Source organism: Pseudoalteromonas sp. DY56-GL79 (assembly GCF_041414765.1).
GTDB lineage: Bacteria > Pseudomonadota > Gammaproteobacteria > Enterobacterales > Alteromonadaceae > Pseudoalteromonas > Pseudoalteromonas piscicida.
The window spans coordinates 133207-153057 of the sequence record NZ_JANHZS010000004.1 but is presented as its reverse complement, the minus strand read 5'-3'; the positions used below and the strand labels follow the sequence as shown (position 1 = coordinate 153057).

15 protein-coding genes are annotated in these 19851 nt (G+C 42.2%); 8 read left to right on the top strand and 7 right to left on the bottom strand.

What is annotated here, in order from left to right:
- Positions 1-264 precede the first annotated feature (264 nt).
- Positions 265-699 carry a hypothetical protein gene (locus NO992_RS04355; RefSeq protein ID WP_010373924.1) on the top strand — a complete coding sequence of 145 codons (435 nt, stop codon included), beginning with the start codon at positions 265-267 and terminating at the stop codon, positions 697-699.
- A 41-nt stretch (positions 700-740) separates the two neighbouring features.
- On the opposite strand, the gene NO992_RS04350 is transcribed toward NO992_RS04355, so the two are convergent.
- Complete coding sequence (locus NO992_RS04350) at positions 741-1025, bottom strand: hypothetical protein (RefSeq protein WP_371374662.1); 285 nt, start codon at positions 1023-1025, stop codon at positions 741-743.
- Positions 1026-1187: 162 nt separating this feature from the next.
- Here NO992_RS04350 and NO992_RS04345 point away from each other — a divergent pair, with 162 nt between their 5' ends.
- Positions 1188-2423 carry a DEAD/DEAH box helicase gene (locus NO992_RS04345; RefSeq protein WP_371374660.1) on the top strand — a complete coding sequence of 412 codons (1236 nt, stop codon included), beginning with the start codon at positions 1188-1190 and terminating at the stop codon, positions 2421-2423.
- 67 nt (positions 2424-2490) lie between these two features.
- Here the strand turns inward: NO992_RS04345 and NO992_RS04340 are convergent, their stop codons facing one another.
- The 3 genes from NO992_RS04340 to NO992_RS04330 form a co-directional block, all read right to left on the bottom strand.
- Entirely contained in the window at positions 2491-2871 is a 381-nt protein-coding gene (locus NO992_RS04340) for a diacylglycerol kinase (RefSeq protein ID WP_010605037.1), read from the bottom strand.
- Entirely contained in the window at positions 2861-4504 is a 1644-nt protein-coding gene (locus tag NO992_RS04335) for a phosphoethanolamine transferase (RefSeq protein WP_371374657.1), read from the bottom strand. Before NO992_RS04335 ends, NO992_RS04340 begins: the two co-directional genes overlap by 11 nt.
- A 75-nt stretch (positions 4505-4579) precedes the next feature.
- Entirely contained in the window at positions 4580-6481 is a 1902-nt protein-coding gene (locus NO992_RS04330) for an LTA synthase family protein (protein WP_371374654.1), read from the bottom strand.
- A gap of 204 nt (positions 6482-6685) precedes the next feature.
- Between NO992_RS04330 and NO992_RS04325 the strand changes: the two genes are divergently transcribed.
- Together NO992_RS04325 and NO992_RS04320 are read left to right on the top strand one after the other, a co-directional pair.
- Positions 6686-7363, top strand: a complete 678-nt coding sequence (locus tag NO992_RS04325; protein WP_371374651.1) for a response regulator transcription factor — start codon at positions 6686-6688, stop codon at positions 7361-7363.
- Positions 7360-8748 carry a histidine kinase dimerization/phospho-acceptor domain-containing protein gene (locus NO992_RS04320; protein ID WP_371374648.1) on the top strand — a complete coding sequence of 463 codons (1389 nt, stop codon included), beginning with the start codon at positions 7360-7362 and terminating at the stop codon, positions 8746-8748. Before NO992_RS04325 ends, NO992_RS04320 begins: the two co-directional genes overlap by 4 nt.
- An 8-nt stretch (positions 8749-8756) precedes the next feature.
- Here NO992_RS04320 and NO992_RS04315 read toward each other — a convergent pair whose 3' ends face one another.
- Together NO992_RS04315 and NO992_RS04310 are read right to left on the bottom strand one after the other, a co-directional pair.
- Positions 8757-10415 carry a hypothetical protein gene (locus tag NO992_RS04315; RefSeq protein ID WP_371374645.1) on the bottom strand — a complete coding sequence of 553 codons (1659 nt, stop codon included), beginning with the start codon at positions 10413-10415 and terminating at the stop codon, positions 8757-8759.
- A 143-nt stretch (positions 10416-10558) separates the two neighbouring features.
- A complete protein-coding gene (locus tag NO992_RS04310) occupies positions 10559-11854 on the bottom strand; it encodes an anti-phage deoxyguanosine triphosphatase (RefSeq protein WP_371374641.1) in 1296 nt (431 codons plus the stop codon).
- A 255-nt stretch (positions 11855-12109) separates the two neighbouring features.
- Between NO992_RS04310 and NO992_RS04305 the strand changes: the two genes are divergently transcribed.
- From NO992_RS04305 to NO992_RS04290, 4 genes are all read left to right on the top strand, one after another.
- The gene (locus NO992_RS04305) at positions 12110-12931 is read left to right on the top strand and encodes a glucosaminidase domain-containing protein (protein WP_010373940.1); all 822 of its coding nucleotides are present in this window, start codon (positions 12110-12112) and stop codon (positions 12929-12931) included.
- Complete coding sequence (locus NO992_RS04300) at positions 12921-13571, top strand: DUF2987 domain-containing protein (RefSeq protein ID WP_305776296.1); 651 nt, start codon at positions 12921-12923, stop codon at positions 13569-13571. The genes NO992_RS04305 and NO992_RS04300 overlap by 11 nt, the downstream gene beginning before the upstream one ends.
- 314 nt (positions 13572-13885) lie before the next feature.
- A complete protein-coding gene (locus tag NO992_RS04295) occupies positions 13886-16552 on the top strand; it encodes a TonB-dependent siderophore receptor (protein WP_253104964.1) in 2667 nt (888 codons plus the stop codon).
- A gap of 122 nt (positions 16553-16674) precedes the next feature.
- Positions 16675-18021, top strand: coding sequence for an IS1182 family transposase (locus NO992_RS04290; RefSeq protein WP_371374637.1), 1347 nt, complete (start codon positions 16675-16677; stop codon positions 18019-18021).
- 494 nt (positions 18022-18515) lie between these two features.
- Here the strand turns inward: NO992_RS04290 and NO992_RS04285 are convergent, their stop codons facing one another.
- Positions 18516-19850: a dicarboxylate/amino acid:cation symporter gene (locus NO992_RS04285; RefSeq protein ID WP_045963936.1), complete on the bottom strand. Its 1335-nt coding sequence runs from the start codon at positions 19848-19850 to the stop codon at positions 18516-18518.
- Between the last annotated feature and the right edge of the window lies 1 nt (position 19851).

The following is a 19851-nucleotide window of genomic DNA, read 5'->3' as shown; positions in this document are numbered from 1 at the left end:
GCGCGCTCTTTAGATTCTTGCTGTTATTTGGCAAAGTTTATCACTTAAAAACGAGAGGGTCAGCGCTTGGGTGAAATTACTTATTTAGTCAGCTGAGAAGCATGGTGGCAGTTGTTAAATTTTGCACAAGTTTAGCGAGATGATAACGAGGATTTTAGCTTAGTGTAAATAGATCATTAAATAACCAAAATTGCATGATTTAGCTGTTTACTTATTCATCGTTGTAATTATAATCCGCGCCGAATCGTTCAATTGGGGTATATTATGCTTAAATCTCTCTCTTTCTTTGGTCTTGTTTCTTTGGTTTCTACAACGGCTTTCGCTTCACAGGTTGAGTTCACTCAAGCTGACGCATCACCAGCGACGAAAGTATGTGCTGTTGCAGCAGAGCAAGGTTTCAGTGCAGCACGTAAAGAAGCTGCATCACTAGGCCTATTTATTTCTCGCTTCTCACCAAGCATCCACTGTAATGGTGAAGATATTCGTGAGTTTGCAAAAGCGGCAAAGCGCTCGCAAAAGCAAGAAAAGAAAGTTGAGCTAATCGCTGAAAAAACAGATACCGCAACTGAGCTATGTTTAGATGCAGTACGTCACGGCGTTAATCATTTACGTTTGAACAACCAACAGGTTCGCAACTTACGTTGTAATGATATGCCTGTTAAGCAATTTGTTAAAGAATTCAGAAACGCAGCAATTTAATCAAATTGATGTGAAGAGAAGAGGGGCATTTAGCCCCTTTTTTATCGGTTATTATTTTGTTTTGCATCACGGTATTTGATGTAACAAACTAAGGCCGCCAAGCCCGCAACAGGGATCGTAACCATACTTACCCAACCACCTGTGTATAAAATGGCCAGTAGCATTCCAATATCAATACCGCCGATAACACAATCAGAATGACCACTTTCTGCAACCCGACAATCTAATACTGCAACACTAAGTTCAGCAATAAGTAAACCAAATAAAGGCGCAATGGCGAGAAATCCTAGGCTCACCGCTAAAAGTTTCAATTGCTTTTGTGACATGTACATCTCCTTATTTATCACTTTTGGGGATTGTGCGTTAGCGTGATTAATCTTATCTGAGAAGTTGTTCTGGCTAAATAAAAATCAGTATTAGAACATTACAGTGCTTAGATAATTATTTGCTATAATCCGCACAATTTTGGTAATAGACACTGATCTCCAATGACATTTAGCGAGCTACAACTTCACCCCGAACTACTAAGCGCAATTACTGAGCTTGGGTTTGAGTCACCAACACCAATCCAAGAAAAGAGTATTCCACTTCTGCTCAGTGGTTTTGATTTAATTGCAAGTGCCCAAACTGGAACCGGTAAGACTGCTGCTTTCATGCTGCCGATTTTGCACTCCATGCTGATGGGCGGCGCGCAAGGTGAGAAATCGGTTAGGGCATTGATACTAACGCCGACTCGTGAGCTGGCACAACAGGTTGCAGAGCATACTGAAAAGTTAGTGGCGAACACCAGCTTAAATGTCGTGTGCTTATATGGCGGTGCAAATATTGGCCCGCAAGAAAAGCGCTTAAGAGCGGGTGTAGACGTAGTGGTGGCGACACCTGGGCGTTTACTTGATCACCTAATCAAAGGCACATTAACACTCAAAAATATTCAACACCTGGTCTTCGATGAAGCTGATCGCATGTTAGATATGGGGTTTATGGGGGAAATTAAGCGGATCATGCGTACTATGCCGCTTAAGCGTCAAACGTTGCTATTTTCAGCTACGGTTGACGATGCTGTGTTATCCCAAGTAAAGCCTTGGTTGAACGACCCTAAGCGAGTAGGTGTTGAATCCCAGAACAGCACCGCAAGTACAGTTACGCAAACTTTCTATTCGGTAGACGAAGATCGCAAACGTGAATTGATCTCCCACTTGATTGGCAAAAATAATTGGCATCAGGTACTGGTGTTTACTCGCACAAAAAATAGTGCTGATAGCTACGCAAAAGAATTGAATAAGGATGGCCTTAAAACTGCAGCGATCCACGGTGATAAGTCTCAAGGCGCGCGTGACAAAGCGCTATCTCAATTCAAATCAGGTGAAATTCGCGTCTTGGTCGCAACGGATGTAGCAGCTCGTGGCATTGACATTGACTCGCTAAACTATGTCTTCAATGCTGAGTTACCCTATGTTGCTGAAGACTATGTGCACCGTATCGGCCGTAGTGGTCGTGCTGGACAAAACGGCCAAGCCATTTCGCTTGTGAGTATTGATGAGCAATGGTTATTAGAAGAAATCGAGATCTTTCTTGATGAGCGCTTTGCCCCACAGTGGCTGCCGGGCTATGAGCCTGATTTAACACGAGAAGCTAAAGATAATCGCCGCAATACGGGAAAATCTAAAAAACAAAGGGATAAAAAGCGGATTTTAGGAACAAGAACCAAACGTAGAAGGAAGTAATGGGTTAGCGCTAAAGCTTATGTTTGGCTTCTCTCATCCAAACATAAGCTTGATTGGCCATTACTTGCTAGTAGAGGTTTTGATATAAACAGCTGCCCCAGATACAGATAAAAACGATAAGTGCGATCAACACGCCAGCCGAGCCCAAATCCTTGGCAAGCCCCGACAGTGGATGGATCTCTAAACCGACTCTGTCAATTGTCGCTTCAATAGCGGTATTCACTATCTCTGCAAACATCACAAACAGCGTTGCACAAAACAACATAACGCGCTCATAGAGTGAAAGTTCAAGTGTAAATAGCAAAATGATAGTAACCAGCAATAGAATAAGCTCTTGCCGAAAGGCGGATTCATTTTTTGTGAGCCAATTAAACGCTCTAAATGAGTGTCCAAGCGCCAGCAATAGTCGTTTTGCTCCAGTTGGCTTATTGGTGTTATCAAAATGCATTAGTTTCTCCATTAGTTGCGAGTAATTGAGTTCGACAGGTTGCGAATATGTCTTTTTTGGACTGATAGGTTTTCGACTTAACTTGCGTTAAGCCAAGTAACGTATCGTAGATATTGTCATGAGAAAGGGGTTGCTGTTTTACAGCGTCAATGCAACCACTATAGTTTTTATTTGTTAGCCGATTACTCCAGTAAATCATCGGGATTTGAGTTTGCTCTTTAGGCGCTAGACGATATGGAAAGCCATGTAAATATAATCCGGTTTCACCAAGTGATTCGCCATGATCGGAAACATAGAGCATGTTGACAGCTTCTGCGTCCAACGAAGACAGTTGTGTAATGATTTTGTGCAACACTAAATCTGTATAAGCGATGGTATTGTCATAGGTGTTCACTAATTCTTGAGGCGTACAATTTTGGATATCGCTGCGTTGGCAATCTGGGAGGAATTTTTGCTGTGTTTTAGGGTAACGGCGATAATAAGTTGGGCCATGCGAGCCAATCATATGTAAGACAACAACAATATTGCTTGTTTGCGCGTTGTTTATGGTATTCATAAGTGATGGGATTAGTACCTCATCAAAGCAATACTTACCGTCGCACAGCGGGTTATCCTTGTTAGTATCAATTCGATAATTCTCAACCCGATTACATACACCTTTACAACTACTATTATTGTCTATCCAAAACACTTCGGCGCCAGCCCTGTGGATCACATCAAGCACGTTATCTTGGCTCTGAGCAAGACGGCTATTGTAACCTGCTCTATCTAGCCGTGAAAACATACAGGGTACTGAAATTGCTGTCGCTGTGCCACAAGATGACATGTTACTGAAATATTTGATGCCGTCCTGTTTAGTGTATTCGTTAGTATCTATTTTATAGCCTCCATATGAAAAGTTGCTTGCACGTGCAGTTTCACCAACAACAACAACGGTAATATTCGCACCTGACTTGGAAGCTAAAGCAGGTGTTTTATCTAGTAATCGAAATGGTAATGGAGGATAAAAATAGTTATCTCTCAGGTATTTATATCCTGCAATATAAAATGAAAATGGCGTGATATAGCTTGCGACTTCTTTGTTGTTTCTACCAACGGAGGCATAGTTTTGATAAAAGCTAAATGCTATCAAAGAGATGAAGGTAATTGAAACAAAGTTAATGAGAATAAAGGATTTTAGTCTTTGCTTGAGTGGCTGCCTTATTTTGTTTTTTGTCATTAAATAAGCAGGAATTAAACCCAAAGTTAGTACGAAAAGAACTAGGTTTATATTTAAATATGAAAATGCTTCCCCCGTGTCTGTTTCAATAACGTTTTGCATCATGCTTTTATCAAATATTACGCCGTAGTTTATTGATGCGTATAGCAACACACTGGATAGCACAATGGTAATGAATAGAAAAGGCCGTACGAAGGTGATTAAAGAAAACCAACTAAATAGTAACAGTGTCAGGAAAAACAAAAGGATAGGGACAGATGCTAAAAATAGCCAATCGGACCAGTCCTGTATTGTAGAAACATTAAATACTTTGATAAAAAATAGGCTATTAAAAGCAAAGGTACAATAAAAGGTGGCGAGAACCATCAGACTGGTATAGCCTGATGGGGAGATATGTTTTAAAAATTTAAACATATCCAACTCCTGACGAGAAAATAAAAACTAAGTTATCTTTATTTTCTATAGAAATACTTAAGACAACCTTATGCTTTACTCTTTTAATCGATAAATTTGCTCCTGATAGGCCAAATTACTAAATAATACATGAGATAGTGCTTTTTCTTTCAAATCAGCGGTGTGTGTTGTATTCACCAGTGGTTTTTGCATCTTAGTTGCCGTGTCATATTGCCAATAACTCACTTTGTTGCCTGGCATCAAAATGGCGGCTTTGTCATCTTCAATGTAGGCAAAATTATCGTAATATTGCATCATCGCTCTTTGCACTGGATATTGTTTGGTTAAGTCAAAGCCAAGCATAGGCGTTGGGCGCTCAACCCCTATTAAAGAAAGCAAAGTGACAGGTAAATCAATTTGGCTGACCAATCTTTTATCTTGTTTTTGATCAAAGTCTGAATTCAAAATAACGGCTGGAATATGAAAAGACTTAATAGGGACGGGCTCGGATCCATACACCCTGACATCATGATCTGCAACAACTAAGAAGATAGTATCTTGCCAATAACGACTTCGCTTGGCCTTATCAATAAACTTTCCGAGGGCATAGTCGGCGTACTTGATAGCGAGATCTCGCGCAGGTTTATCACTTTTATGATTTGTTGGTAACAATACTTTTCCGTCAGGAATTTCAAACGGGTCGTGATTGCTAGATGTAAAGATCAAACTAAAAAATGGCTTTTCTTCTTCACTCAGCTGAGTTAGTTCTTTATCCGCTTGATTAAACAGATCTTCATCGCTGGCGCCCCAAGACGCAACAAATTCCGGGTTTTCTATATCATCAAAGTCAACGATACGTTGAAAGCCATTTCCTAAGAAGAAGCTTTTCATGTTATCGAAGTGGCTTTCGCCACCATAAATAAACTGTGTGGTATAGTTTTCTTGGGCTAAAATATCCGCCAACGTACAAAACTGTTGCTGAGACTTTGAAAGCTTAACGACGGAGCGTGACGGTGAAGGTACAAAGCCGGTGATCACGGCTTCAATTCCGCGGACCGAACGGGTGCCCGTTGCGTAGAGGTTCTCCAGCCCCCAGCCTTCTTGATACAGTTTATCTAATTCTGGGGTTAGATTTGCTCCTCCTAGCGAGCTTACAAAACGCGCGCCTAAGCTTTCTTCCAAGATAATTACCAAATTTTTCTTTTTGCCCTGATGGTATGCCGGATTAGTGGCTAAGGTAGGAAGTGTATTTGAGATAAAATCTTGTCTGTAACTTGCTTTTCTTACCGTATCAAAAACCTTAGCTTCGGATAGCGAACCATAAAGCGCACTGGCACTTTTTTCGCTACCCATATTTTTTGCTGCGAACGCAACACTATAAGCCGAGTTGATGGTCAGCGAATTAACCAATGCATCTTGTGAGAAGTAGACGGTAGCAGGGTTAAGCGGTCTATGGCCCAGAGTGCCTCTTGCTAACAGCGCTAAACAGATAAGACTACAAAAAGTAGAGATAGCTATATTCCGTTTTGATGGCACATCGTTGCCAATGCGAGGAAAATATCTCAAGGTGGTTATTAAAGCCAAAGTACATAAAAGTAGGGTGAATATCACTGTGCCCAAGTGACCACTCAACAACATTGAAATGACTTCTTTGGGGTAAATCAAATACTCAATAAATAAACGATTTGGTCTGATGTCGTATTGCAAAATAAATGCCGGAGTTGCAGCTTCGAGTAGTAGGACAAATGCAATACCCAATGCAATATATCCCGTTACTAGCGCAGTAAGTAAAGGCTTCAATGGCTTGGGTATAAAATAGTGCGCGACCATTAATAATAAGAGCGGTATTGCGAGATAAGCGGTAGTACTCAAATCAACTCGCAGGCCTGATATCACAAAGGTCAAAGGATCAGAGCCTGCCATTCTCTCTAACATCCAAGCTGATAGTCCTAAACGGCTAAGCGTCAAAATCATCAACAAGGAAAGAAAAAACACCATGAAGGGTTTTGCATAAGGAGTTGAAAAGTGTACTTTGTTCATAGAGTGTTAAGAATAGCTGCATTTATCACAAGACTATCCGACGAAACTTAAGAAAAGCTTAGGAAATCCTTCGGAATTAATGAAAGTTGAAGTTCTCTTTAGCGAATCTTAAGTTTGAGCAACTAAGCTATGTGATATTAAGCACTAGCCAAAGGTTTATTTATGAATGTGTTACTGATTGAAGATTCTGAGTCCTTGCGTCGCAGCTTAACCTTAGGACTCTCTAAACTGGGTTTTACGGTAGATGATACGGCGGATGGCTCTAGCGGTTTGAGTATGGCGCTGATGGATCACTATGATGTAATTATTTTAGATATCATGTTGCCCAGTTTGGATGGCATAAGTGTGCTTAAAGCGCTAAGACAACAGAAGAACGACACTCGAGTGTTGGTGTTGTCAGCAAAGTCACAACCTGAAGACCGAGTGCTGGGTTTATTAAGTGGTGCAGATGACTATCTCGCCAAGCCCTTTTCGTTTGATGAGCTGCATGCACGGCTATTAACGCTAATGAGAAGAGGGGCATTTAAACAAGATGGTGATGAAATCGTGTATGGCTTCTTGACCATTGACTTGCAGCTAAAGTCGGCGTTAATTGCAGGGCAGCGGATAGACTTAACACCCAATGAGTATAAAATTTTGGAATGTTTGTTTACTAATCAAAATAAGATTATTACACCAGAAAAATTGAGCACTTATATTACCGGAAATTTCGATAGTGTGTCGAAAAATGCCATCGAAGCTCACCTTTCTTCGCTACGCAAAAAGGTCAAAGCGCTGGGTCAATGCTTGCCAGTTAAAACTAAACGCGGGTTTGGATATTATGTTGAGCAACTACCATGAAGTCGATCCGAGGGAACTTAGTTAGAACATTATCAATTACCATCACAGGTGTTGTAGTCGCCATTTTACTCGCCACAGATTTGGCTGTTGACTCTTGGATTGACTCACAATTCGACAAAGCGATGCATACAAAAGTTGGTATGCTGATGACGCTAGTCTCTGAAGATGAAGATCATCTAGAACTACACTTTTCCGGTGAGTTTTTACCTGAGTTTACAGGTAATATCGAGCCTGAATATTATCAAATCTGGTTGAACGACCGAGTGTTTGCACGCTCTGACAGCTTAGATCTTTTTTCGCAACACGAGTTACCCTATTTGTCGTTATCACTTGGTGAAAGTAAAGTGGTAAGTGAAACCCTGCCAGATGGTCGTGCAGGACGGATCATATATACCCGTTTTATTCCGCAGATCCATACCCTAAAAGGGGAAAGAAAATCTTTTGATGATGAGCTTGTTATTGCCTACGCGGCCTCGTCGGAGGGACTGGACTTTATTCTTTGGCTCATTGATATCGTTTTTATCGTGACTATCGTATGTGTTGTGGTGTTTATTCGTGTCTTTGTTCGTAAAACGGTCGATGTTGGTCTCGCGCCGTTGAATAGTATGAATGCTCAGATAGCCAAACTAAATTTCTCTAACGATTCAGACACCATAATATTAGAAAAGCCAGTCTCTGAGTTATTACCCGTTGAGCAAAGCTTAAACCGTTTTATTGTTGAAAACAGACAATTGTACTTGCGAGAAAAGCGCTTAACCTCAGATATTTCGCATGAATTAAAAACGCCCATTACGGAGCTTATTAATTTGGCGGAAGTTATTTCACGCTTCCCGGAAGACAATGAACTGGCGGATGACTTTGTGCCAGAAGTATTAAGAATAAGTCAGCGGATGAAAAACATCGTCACCAATGTAATGTTGCTACATAAATACGAGCAGATAAAGCTACCCAAAGACGATGTTGTTGATGTATTGCAAGTCGTCAACCGCTCGATAGGTGAGATAGCACTTGATAACGTTGAGATTCAGACAACTCGCTCAGAATGTCCAATTCAGACCAACTTAATGGCAGTCGAGAGTATCATTGGTAACTTACTAAAAAATGCCAAGCGTCACCGTGTACTGGGTTCAAAAGCACTTATTGTTGTTGAAAAAGGGGCGATGGATGGAATAAATGTTCGAGTGAGCAATCAGGTTTCCGGCGAGCTCGAAAGTGTGAATTTAGCACAGTTATTTGAACCACTATGGCAAAGCGACCAATCGAGAAGCGCGAATGATTGCTTTGGCTTGGGGTTGCCTATTGCTAGGGCCTTTGCTGAAGCCATTGACGCGGAACTCACTGTTACGTTGGAAGGGAGCACCATCACCTTTACATTGACCCTTTGAGGCGCTATTTAAAAGTGAGTCTCTACTGATAAACCTAGTTCCCAGCTGTCAACTTCAGGGTAATTACTTAATGGTTTAGTAAAGTCTATATGCACTACGTTTTCGTTACTTGAACGTGCGGAATATAAACGAACTCCGAGCCCTACACTGCCGAGCATGTTATTGCTCATATTAGGGTGCTGTATATTCCCGATTGCTTTTCCCATATCAACAAAACCAACGAATCCTAAATCAACCAGCTGATAAATATTAATGTTGGGGTACATACGGAGTTCGAATGAAGATTTGACCGTTTGCGTACCTTGTTGATAGCTTTGTGGGAAGCCACGGATCCCTTCATCTCCACCGAGAGCAAGAGGACGCTCGGCAAACTCCTTGTTTTGCCACGCAGCAATGACATCAGCATAAAAAGCAAAACTATCGGTCCAGCGATAATTTACCTTAGCAGCGAGAGTAGACCATACTCTATCACCTTGCTGCGTGCCAATTTGGGCATTGGTTGATGCTTTAAATCGGTATAAGACATCCTCATTAAATAGCCATGCTTTGTTGGCTGAAAACTCCCAAATTGAGCCAACTCCGTCCGCTTCGGTATCAAAACCTGCCTTGGCCGCAAGTGACCATCCGAGGTTGAAATCTTCACTGTGATTGATTAAGTCTACATCCTGCAGCACGATGTAATTATCTTCAATATATTGAAGGCTAATCCAAGGCGCTAACAGCTTGAAGTCATTAAGGTTATCTCTTGTGGCTAAGTTTTGCTCGTCGTAGCTCACATCTTGGTAATCGACACCGGCTATCCACCTTAGTGTGGTGCTATTGGTTTGCTGCCATAAACGGCCATAAGCAAACTGCGCAGATGTACCATTATATCGAAACTGACTTTCTGTTTGACCGTTATGATAGATAGAAGTCGTTTGCTCTTGTGCATTAATATAAGCTCTATATAACAAAGAGCTGGAGCGCTGATAGAAAGGTTGATAAATGTCAGTCATAAATATTTGACCGTCATCATAATCATCTGCTTGCACTGTTATCATGGCATGTGGTTGCCATGGCGCAGGCATTTGCAATACGCTATGGTAACCAGAACGTTCATGGTCAGATTTGTATTTTACGGATGCCCTAACGCCATACCCTAACAAGTTTTCCTCTTTAAACCCCAAACTTAACTTATTGTTTCCACTACTTCGGCCAAAGTTTACGCTGGGCAGCAAACTCCAGGTGTCCCACGTTTGCACTGATATTTTCTGTGGCTCGGCACTGCTGCATGGTTTGGCATAGTTAATTTTCGCCTCTCTGATGTATTTTTTAGCACGCAAGATCCGCTCAGCCTCTAAAATATCGGCCTCGCTGACTAGGTCACCAGCCTGAAAAGGGAGTTGAGAAGCGATAGTCGCATCTCGGGTTTCTATATGCAGCCAGTTTACGAAATCATGGAAAGAGGTCGTTTCTGGGTCGTCTGGGTTAAAAATAGGGTTTGAGTTTATTTCGATAGACTCAATCTTGATGTTTTTCTCTTGACTTGCTTTATCCGTCTGTCGAGCCATTTTATTACGATGTTCAGCGTTATTATTGCAAAGAGAGACGATGCTAAATGGGTCACCCGCAAACGCAGGAGTGATCGAAGAGACTAACACGAATACCGCAACGGCTTTGGCTGGCATATATGCTCCAACTGAAAAATATCAAGCTACGCTGAAAACATATATGCAGATACTTAAGAAAGGCTTAAGAAAAATTAAAGAATGAGTTAATTGCCAATGTATGCGAATTTCTCATGATTAAGTTTTGGCTCTACGAATAGAGTTTACAATTCCCCGGTAAATAAGCGTCGATGCGTTTTTCTTGCATACTCATCAGACATGCCACCAAGATAGTCCGCTAACACACGCATTTGCTGCGTTTCATCGGTTGCTTGCAGGTACAATGTTTGGGTTGTATACGGCAATAATCGCATGGGATCACTGGCAAAAACTTCAAATAAATCAATAAGCAGGTTTTGACCGCTAAACTCAATTTGCTGCATTTTAGGTTCACGAATTAATCTTCGATATACGAACACTTTTAATACTTGCAGGATTTCCTGAAATTCGGGTGCCATCTCAACGGTAAAATGAAGTAGGGCTGAGTCAAAATCTGAGTCTTGAACGGTGAGTTTACAGTGCACAATAAACAGGTTGACGAGCTCACCTATGGTATCTTTACGATTAGATTCATCTTCTGAAAATAAACTCTCGCTTACGCGTTGTAAGTTGTGCTTTAGCCAAGATGAGTCTAACTTTTGTAATTCAGGCAGCGCAAAATCATGCCATGCTGCCTCGTTAAGGGTCTCGGTTGCAATCGCATCTTCTAAATCATGAACTGCATAGGCGATATCATCGGCATATTCCATAATGGCGCAATCTAACGATTTAAACTTTGTCTTGCGACGGAAGGTGTCTTTTACCTCGGTTTCTTGCAGCTTTATTTGGTCGTTTTGAGAAAATGGCGAGAGGATCCAATCAAATACCGATTGGTCGCATTGATAAATGCCTTTAGCAGGCAGCCAATCACTAGACAATATGTATTTTCGACTTTGTGTTTGTGTTGGTTGGTGATACCAAAGTGTGTCGATTAATGCAGGATATTTAATAAAACCTAATAAGGTGCGGCGCGTTAAGTTCATGCCATAACCTTTAGTGTATGGTTCCAACTTGGTGACGATACGCAAGGTTTGGGCGTTTCCTTCAAACCCTCCGTGATCACGCATAAGGTAATTAAGCGCTATTTCTCCACCATGGCCAAAAGGTGGGTGGCCGATATCATGCGCTAGACACAGAGTTTCAATAAGACTTGTCGAAGGAAAGTGCTCAAATTCAGGATGTTGTTTTCTTAAATGGCGCAGTAGACCGCTGCCTATTTGCGATACTTCCAAAGAGTGCGTTAAGCGAGTCCGGTAAAAGTCGTTGACGCCGATTGCCATAATTTGGGTTTTGGCTTGCAAGCGCCTAAAAGCAGCGGCATGTATGATCCTAGAACGATCTATTTGCCATGCTGAGCGATTGTCGTTAGGGCGGTTTTTTTGCTGCGATAGCAGACGCTGTTGCCAAGCGTTAGACGTCATACTTCTGTTCCTTTTTCTTTATATCTCAAACTCGTCTAAACTATGTACGATAACTGAACGAAAATTCGCGTTTAATTGTGGCTTTTGATATTATCAGCCGCTATTTTTGAATACTGTTATTTTGGCGCAATTTATCAACGCTCTATCAAACTATAGTAACAGAATAAAACTGTTATTGAGCGAGCTTGAGAAAAGTTCTTAGAGACTTAAGGAAAGAGACTCCGTTTCCAGAACAACGCCACTGCGAGGAGAAGTATGCAAGCTAAACTGATTAAACTCATTGTTGCCCTAGTGACCATTTGGGCGTTAATTTATCCTTTTATCCAAGATAAAGGTCCTCAAGATTCTACCTTAGATCAAGAGGATACCGGTGCAGAGGTTGTACCTAAGGTGCCGGAAAAGCCACTCCATAGCGTAAAGCTACCCAATTTTTCAGCCATTCGTGACATTAAGGAAAAGAAAACGGCGTTTTTCGACTTTATTAAACCGCATGTAGAAGCCGAAAATAAACAGATCTTAGAGCAGCGGGCAACGCTTGAAATCGCTCTGATGATGGTGCAATTTGATGAAACGCTAACACGCAAACAAATAGAAAAGATTGCGATGATTTTCACCAAGTATGATTTAAAAGGCGAAGCCATCAATGAATCTTCGCTCAAAAGAGCACTGCGCCGAGTGGATATTATTCCTAAAGAGCTGGCGCTGATGCAAGCTGCTAATGAATCTGCCTGGGGCACGTCACGGTTTGCACGGATTGGGTTAAACTTTTTTGGCCAATGGTGTTACACCAAAGGCTGCGGCATGGTGCCGAAGCGGCGAGAAGATGCGGCCGATCACGAAGTTAGAGCATTTCAGTCGGTAAGAGCCGCGGTCAAGTCATACTTTAGAAATATTAACACCAATGATGCATACAGGGAGTTGCGTTCGGTACGAGCAGAGCTGCGAGCTCAAAAAGCGCCGATTGACGCGACAGTATTAACAAGTGGTCTGTTGAGTTATTCAGAGCGTGGTGAAGACTACGTGAACGAACTTAACGATATGATAAGGCATAACCGAGCGTATTTTGATGAAGAGTAAGATTGTAGTTGTCCTGATAATGGCACTTTGGAGTGCGATAGCCTCTGCTAAAACGGTCACCTTTGCATACGACAGCTTTTACGACAGACTAAAAGTGGTAAGTAAAGGCGAGTTTGAGTTTGCACGTGTGGGTTTTTACCTTGTTGATACAGTGAGTATGCAAGCCTGTAAAATCACGACGGGTAATATTGTGACCGAGGAAGCGAGCTTTCCATTGTCGTACACTGATGAAGCGCAGCTCTTGCTGCCATTTGACAAAGAATTGGACAAAGACAAAGCAAAAGTAGTGATTGAAACGAAGGGCGCAAACTCGGACTGCCAGCTAAAAATGCAGATTGAAGCTGAGTTATTTAACACAACATCTTTGAGCAAAGCTGACCTTTATAAAATGCAACAGGAATTTGAAGAGCTACTGGCTGATCTCTCAGGCTTTTTTATTAAAAACTTACTGTCATTTTTGCTGCCTGAGCAACAGGGAGTTATTGTGACCTTTGGCAGAAGTCAAACCGTTACCGACGCTACAATGAAGTGTGAGTTGCAAGTCTGTCAAATCAGCGTCCCGAAGACGTGGTCAAACGACAATACACATTTTGCTGACTCTGCTAATGTGAAGTCAGTGCAACCTTGGCTGGCACTATAATTAGCCCATCATAATATAAAGTAACGTCTATAGACTTTAGTCGGAGCTATTCAGACTAACTAAATTCGTTGGACGTTACTTTACCCTTGCATTTCTTACAGATAAAACCCTCTCTTATTACCTTTAATCCTTCTTTTGACAATAATTCACACTGGCAAATAACGATATCTATTCGTCGTGAATTTCTGCTATTAGACACCCAAATTGGAAACTTAATGTTAAATAAATGCATTGTTAAAGTTGCTTCGGTATGCTAATAATGGCTGGATTATTAAAAAAACTACAGTGTAATTATCAACTTAAGGGGAAACAGGATGACCTATAAATTACCACTCAGTGCGCTCTCTATTGCCGTTTTAATCGGCATGAATCAACAAGTTAAGGCTGAAGAAACGAAGCAAGTTGAACGTATTGAAGTGACCGGTTCTCACATTAAAAGAACAGATTTAGAAGGCCCGTCACCAATCCAAAGTTTATCAGCAGCTGATCTAGCTTCAACGGGATCAACGGACCTTATTGGCGCGTTGCAAAAGCTGCCGGTATCGGGTACTGGTACTTTTAGTACGCAAGGTAACTCAAGCGATGACACTGCAAATGGTGGATCAAGTGTTGCTCTAAGAGGGTTAGGGGCATCATCGACACTTGTATTAATCAATGGCCGCCGCGTTGCGGTTAGCCCATTTGCAAAAGATATCGAAACATCATTTGTGGACTTAAATACCATTCCGGTGTCATCGGTTAAACGTATCGATATTCTAAAAGATGGCGCTTCTGCGACTTATGGTTCGGATGCAGTAGCGGGTGTTATTAACATCATTCTTCGTGATGATATCGACGGTTTTGAAGTTGCAGGTAAAATCTCAGACACCGCAGATGGTGGTGCCGAAGAACAAAACTTTACCCTTCTTTGGGGCTCATCAACACAAAATGGTCACCATAATTTTTCACTAGATTACTTTAAACGCGGTCACTTAACGTATGCAGATCGTGACTATACGGCATCTGCTGATCAGCGTTTTCGTGGTGGTAATAACTCATTAAGTTCTGCTGGTGTTCCTGGTAGTGTTGAAGTAATGAGAAGCATGTTAACAGACGAGCAGTGGGCGAGATTACCCGTTGTTCGTGTTGAAGACGATGGCACTCAGGTAAGACAGACTATCTTTACGGACGTATGGGGTAATGATAAATGCGATCCTGCTTTAGATATTGGTGATATTTGTCGCTACGACTACGCGCCACACATGACCGCAATTCCTTCGACAGAACGTATTAGCTTTAACTATAACGGTGTACAAGAGATCACCGATGGTATTGAAGGCTTTGCTGAACTTTCGGCACAGCATTCTACAACTTTCATTCAAGGTGCAGGTAGTCCAAGCTTTACAGAACTGTTTATGGATGGTGATAACCCAAACCATCCACTATTTAACGACCCAGACCATTTCTTACATGGTGTAGATATTTCAATGCGTCGTCGTACAGTCGATATCGGTAACCGTAAAAAAGATGTTGATTCTGAATACTACCGCGCAGTCCTTGGTGCTCGTGGTGAGTGGAATGCGTGGTCTTGGGAAGTTGCATATTCTGCTATTCGTTCAAGTGCAGTTGAAAAGGGTTTTGATGGTTTCCCTAACAAGCTAAGAGCGCAGCAAGCGATTGATGAGGGTCTTTGGAACCCATTTGAACCCAGCACCAATACAGAAGCAGGTCTGGCGTTTTTTGAGACCACGACCACACGTTATGGTGCATCAACCATGCAATCATTAGACGGTACCATTTCAGGTGAACTGTTTGAATTGGGTGCAGGCTACGTTGCTGCAGCGTTTGGTTTCGAACATCGCTACGAGAAAATCGAAGATAACCCAGATAGCCAATACATCAGAGGTGAAATTTTTGGTACAGAAGCGACGCAAGCGAACGGTGATCGCGACAACACTGCGATATTCGCAGAATTTAGCGTACCAGTGCTAGATACGCTAGAGCTACAATTAGCATTGCGTTATGAAGACTATAGTGACTTTGGGACAACAACCGATCCAAAAGTAGCATTTCGTTGGTCACCACTTGATAGCCTTGTGGTTCGTGGTTCTTGGGGGACAGCATTTAGAGCACCTTCTCTTGTGCAGCTACATCTAGGTAGAACAGACGAATCTCCAAGCGTGATAGACCGCGAGCGTTGTCGCCAAACTGGCGCTGATGATGATTGTAGCCCGTATGAATACACTGCGATTGTGTCTGGTAACAAAAACCTACAACCAGAAGAGTCAGAAAACTACAACTTAGGTGTTGTGTGGCAAGCGACCGATGACTTTAGTATCGGTGTGGATTACTGGAACTATGATCAAGAAGATCTTATCAAGAAGATAGGTGCACAGAAGTTAGTTGATTGTTGTGGTACCGATCCTAATTTGGTGGTGCGTGCGCCGAATCAGGGCAGCACACTTGGTCGTATTCTAACTATTAACGACACCTTTGTTAATATTGGTGGTCGTGAAACAGACGGTTTCGATGTTAACTTAGCCTACGCATTAACTACACGTGAAATGGGTGAGTTTAAGTTCAATTATAACTTAACTTACGCACTTAACTTTGAAGAGCAATCATTTGAAAGTGACGATCAAGGTAACACATTCAATGTTGCAGAAGATCTCAATGGAGAATACCAGCACCCACAGTTCCGTTGGACTGCGGGCATGGACTGGGCCAAGAATGATTGGCTTGCAAATATCAGCGTAAACTATGTTGATTCGTATAAAGACCTTGCCGATAGTGATGGCAATAAATATGAGATTGATTCATGGACTACCGTTGATACAAGCGTCAGTTATATTGGCGTAGAAAAGCTGACAGTAACGCTTGGTGCGTCTAACTTGTTTAATGAGGAAGCGCCGCTTGCTCCTTCAGAGTCTATGGGAATTGACAATAAAACGCACAGTATCCTTGGTCGTCAAGCATACGTGAAGTTTGCATACCAATTCTAATAGGTTAGCGTTTATTAAAATGAAAGAAGCCGCGCTTTATAGCGCGGCAGACTGTTGAAAAAGGGCTGGACACAGATCTAGCCCTTTGATCTAATAAGCGTAGTGAGTTTAGGGAGTTCACCATGCTTAAAGACAAAACCCCTCAGCAATATGAACTAGAAATGGTCGCTATCGACCAATTGGTTCCAAAAGACCATTTAGTTCGCCTGATTGACCTTGCGATTGATTTCGAATTCATCCGCGATGAAGTCGCCCATCTCTACTGTAAAAACAATGGTCGCCCAGCGGTTGACCCAGTGCGAATGTTCAAGATTTTATTTCTTGGATACCTGTTTGGCATTCAAAGCGAGCGTCGCTTGATTAAGGAAATCCAAGTCAATGTCGCATATCGTTGGTTTTTAGGTGTGGGACTAACTGAAGATGTCATCCACCACTCGACGCTAAGCCAAAACCGCATAAAGCGCTTTAAAGACAGCAATATTTATCAATCCATCTTCGATAACATTGTCCGCCAAGCGATGAAACAAAAACTCATAGGTGGCTATAGCTTATTTGCTGACAGTACACACCTCAAAGCCAATGCCAATAAAAAGCGCTATGACATAGAAGACTTAAAAGTCAGTCCTTCAGTGTATGTAGAGCAATTGAACGAAGCAGTACTGCAAGACCGGGAGGATGAAGGAAAAAAGCCCCTGAAGTGTAAGGAAGAAACAACTTGCACAAAACCAACCAAAGTCAGCCGCACCGACCCAGATAGCGGGTTTATGGTACGGGATGAAAAGCCAAAAGGGTTCTTCTATCTAGACCATCGAATTGTGGATGGTAAACACGGCATTATTGTTGATACACACGCCACCGCAGGCAATGTCCATGACTCACAACCTATTATCAGTCGACTCGACAGAGCGCTCGATACCTTTGCACTCAACCCTATCGCGGTTGGGCTAGATGCAGGCTATTTTACCGCCGCGGTATGCCACAATCTGGAAGAAAGGCAATTAGTTGGCGTGCTGGGATATCGAAGACCAAATAAAAAGAAAGGCTACTTCGCCAAACGTGAGTATCAATATCAAGCCGATACAGATACTTACCTGTGCCCGCAAGGTGAAACCCTAATCTACAAAACAACAAGCCGAACAGGCTATCGTCACTATCATTCCGACCCGAGCAAATGTGGACGCTGTCCAGTCAGAAATCAATGTACAGCCAGTAAAAATCAAACCAAAGTTATAACGCGGCATGTTTGGCAATCGAGCGTAGAAAACGCCAATGCGATTAGGCTGAGCGACTGGGGTAAAAAGCTCTATCGACGACGAGCCGAAACGGTGGAAAGAAGCTTCGCTGATGCGAAACAACATCATGGACATCGCTACTGCAGATATAGAGGTCTGTCAAAAGTGACCGCGCAGTGCTTGTTAGCAGCGGCATGTCAAAATATGAAGAAAATGGCGCTCATGGCTGCACACTAGCAAAAAACCTCGAAAACTCCCCCTAAAAGCCCTCAAAACGATCTTGGACACACCAAATCACAATAATTAGCCTAGCCAACACAAAAAAACCAACGCTGAAACTTACGGCAGAGAAAACTGCTCCAACAACTGGGAAAAATAAACCCCGCTTAAAAAAGCGGGGTTTATCATCAATCTGCCGCGCTTTATAGCGCGGTTTTTTCTTATCCACAACAATGCATTTGTCGAACCGGACTCAGCCGAGCAAATGTTTAGATAAGTGGTCTAGCTTTGAGGTGAGAGAGGCTTACCGATAACTCCATGTCCAAATCCTGCTATAACTAAAGTGCTCACGTGCTTAGGCGCGGAGAATCTTCTGCTTAACCCTATTCTGTACCTAGAAAAAAGTGGCAATGAAGAAAAGGGTATGGATTGCAGATATGTCGCTAGAGAGTATTGAGTTAGCTTATTGAGGAAAATAACGCAGCTATTATACCTAGCTGCGTTATTGATATTTACGCTTTTGATTTTGAAGTGGTTTCTTCTAGTTCTTTTGCTGCATCAGGGTCGTTGAAAACATCAATATCAAATTCGTTTTCAGACTTAGCGACAGCACAAGTTACCATACAGTCACCAGTGACGTTAACGGCTGTTCTTGTCATATCTAGTAGTCTGTCTACACCAATGATAAGCGCGATACCTTCAACTGGCAATCCAACTTGGTTAAGCACCATTGCAAGCATGATCAAACCAACACCAGGCACACCTGCCGTACCAACAGAGGCAAGAGTAGCAGTCAAGATAACCATGAGATAGTCATTAATGGTGAGGTCTACACCAAATACCTGAGCAATGAAGACTGTTGCAACACCTTGCATAATAGCTGTGCCATCCATATTAATGGTTGCACCCAGAGGGATTGTGAAAGAAGCGACTGAGTTATGTGCACCTAGCTTCTTAGTTGCAGTCTCTAGTGTTACTGGCATAGTCGCACTTGAACTTGAGGTACTAAAGGCAAACATACACGCGTCTTTCATTTTCTTTAGGAAGATGATAGGGCTTAAACCTGTTAACAGCTTAAATAAGATTGAATAGTTAATGAATGCATGAATTAGCAGCGCTGCTAGTACTACCATGAAGTATTTGCCGAGCTCGGCGATTAACCCCATGTCGATGGTTGTAAACAACTTGGCCATCAAACAAAATACACCATATGGAGCGACATTCATCAATAAAGTCACTAACTTAAGCACTACTGTATTGAGATCTTCAAATACAGATGCTAGGCGAGCACCGGCATCTCCGCTTAGTGCCATAGCAATACCAAATAGCAGCGCAAAGACGATGATTTGAAGCATGTTACCATTGGCCATCGCGTCAATTGGGTTAGTCGGGAACATGTTGATTATAACTTGCACAAGTGTCGGCGCTTGCTTTGCGTCAAATGACGCGCTGCTTGGAATTTCAACGCCACCGCCCGGTGCAATGAGTAGTGCGAGCGTGATTGCAACCGTGATTGCGATTGCTGTTGTAATGAGATACAAACCAATGGATTTACCACCCAAGCGGCCTAATTTCTTTGGGTCACTAAGGCTACATGTGCCACATACAAGGGAAATAAACACTAAAGGAACAACAAGCATTTTTAAGCTTGCAATGAAGATTTGCCCACCTATGTGGAATAAACCGTCAACGAAAAAACCTTTAATGGGGAGGTCGAAAAGACCTAAAGGAATGAGTATTTCTTTATTCTTACCTAGGATGGCTTGAAGAGTGAGGCCTAATACAACACCCAACACCATGCCTATCATAATGCGCGCCGTTAGGCCCATTTTTTGATTTTCTGACATT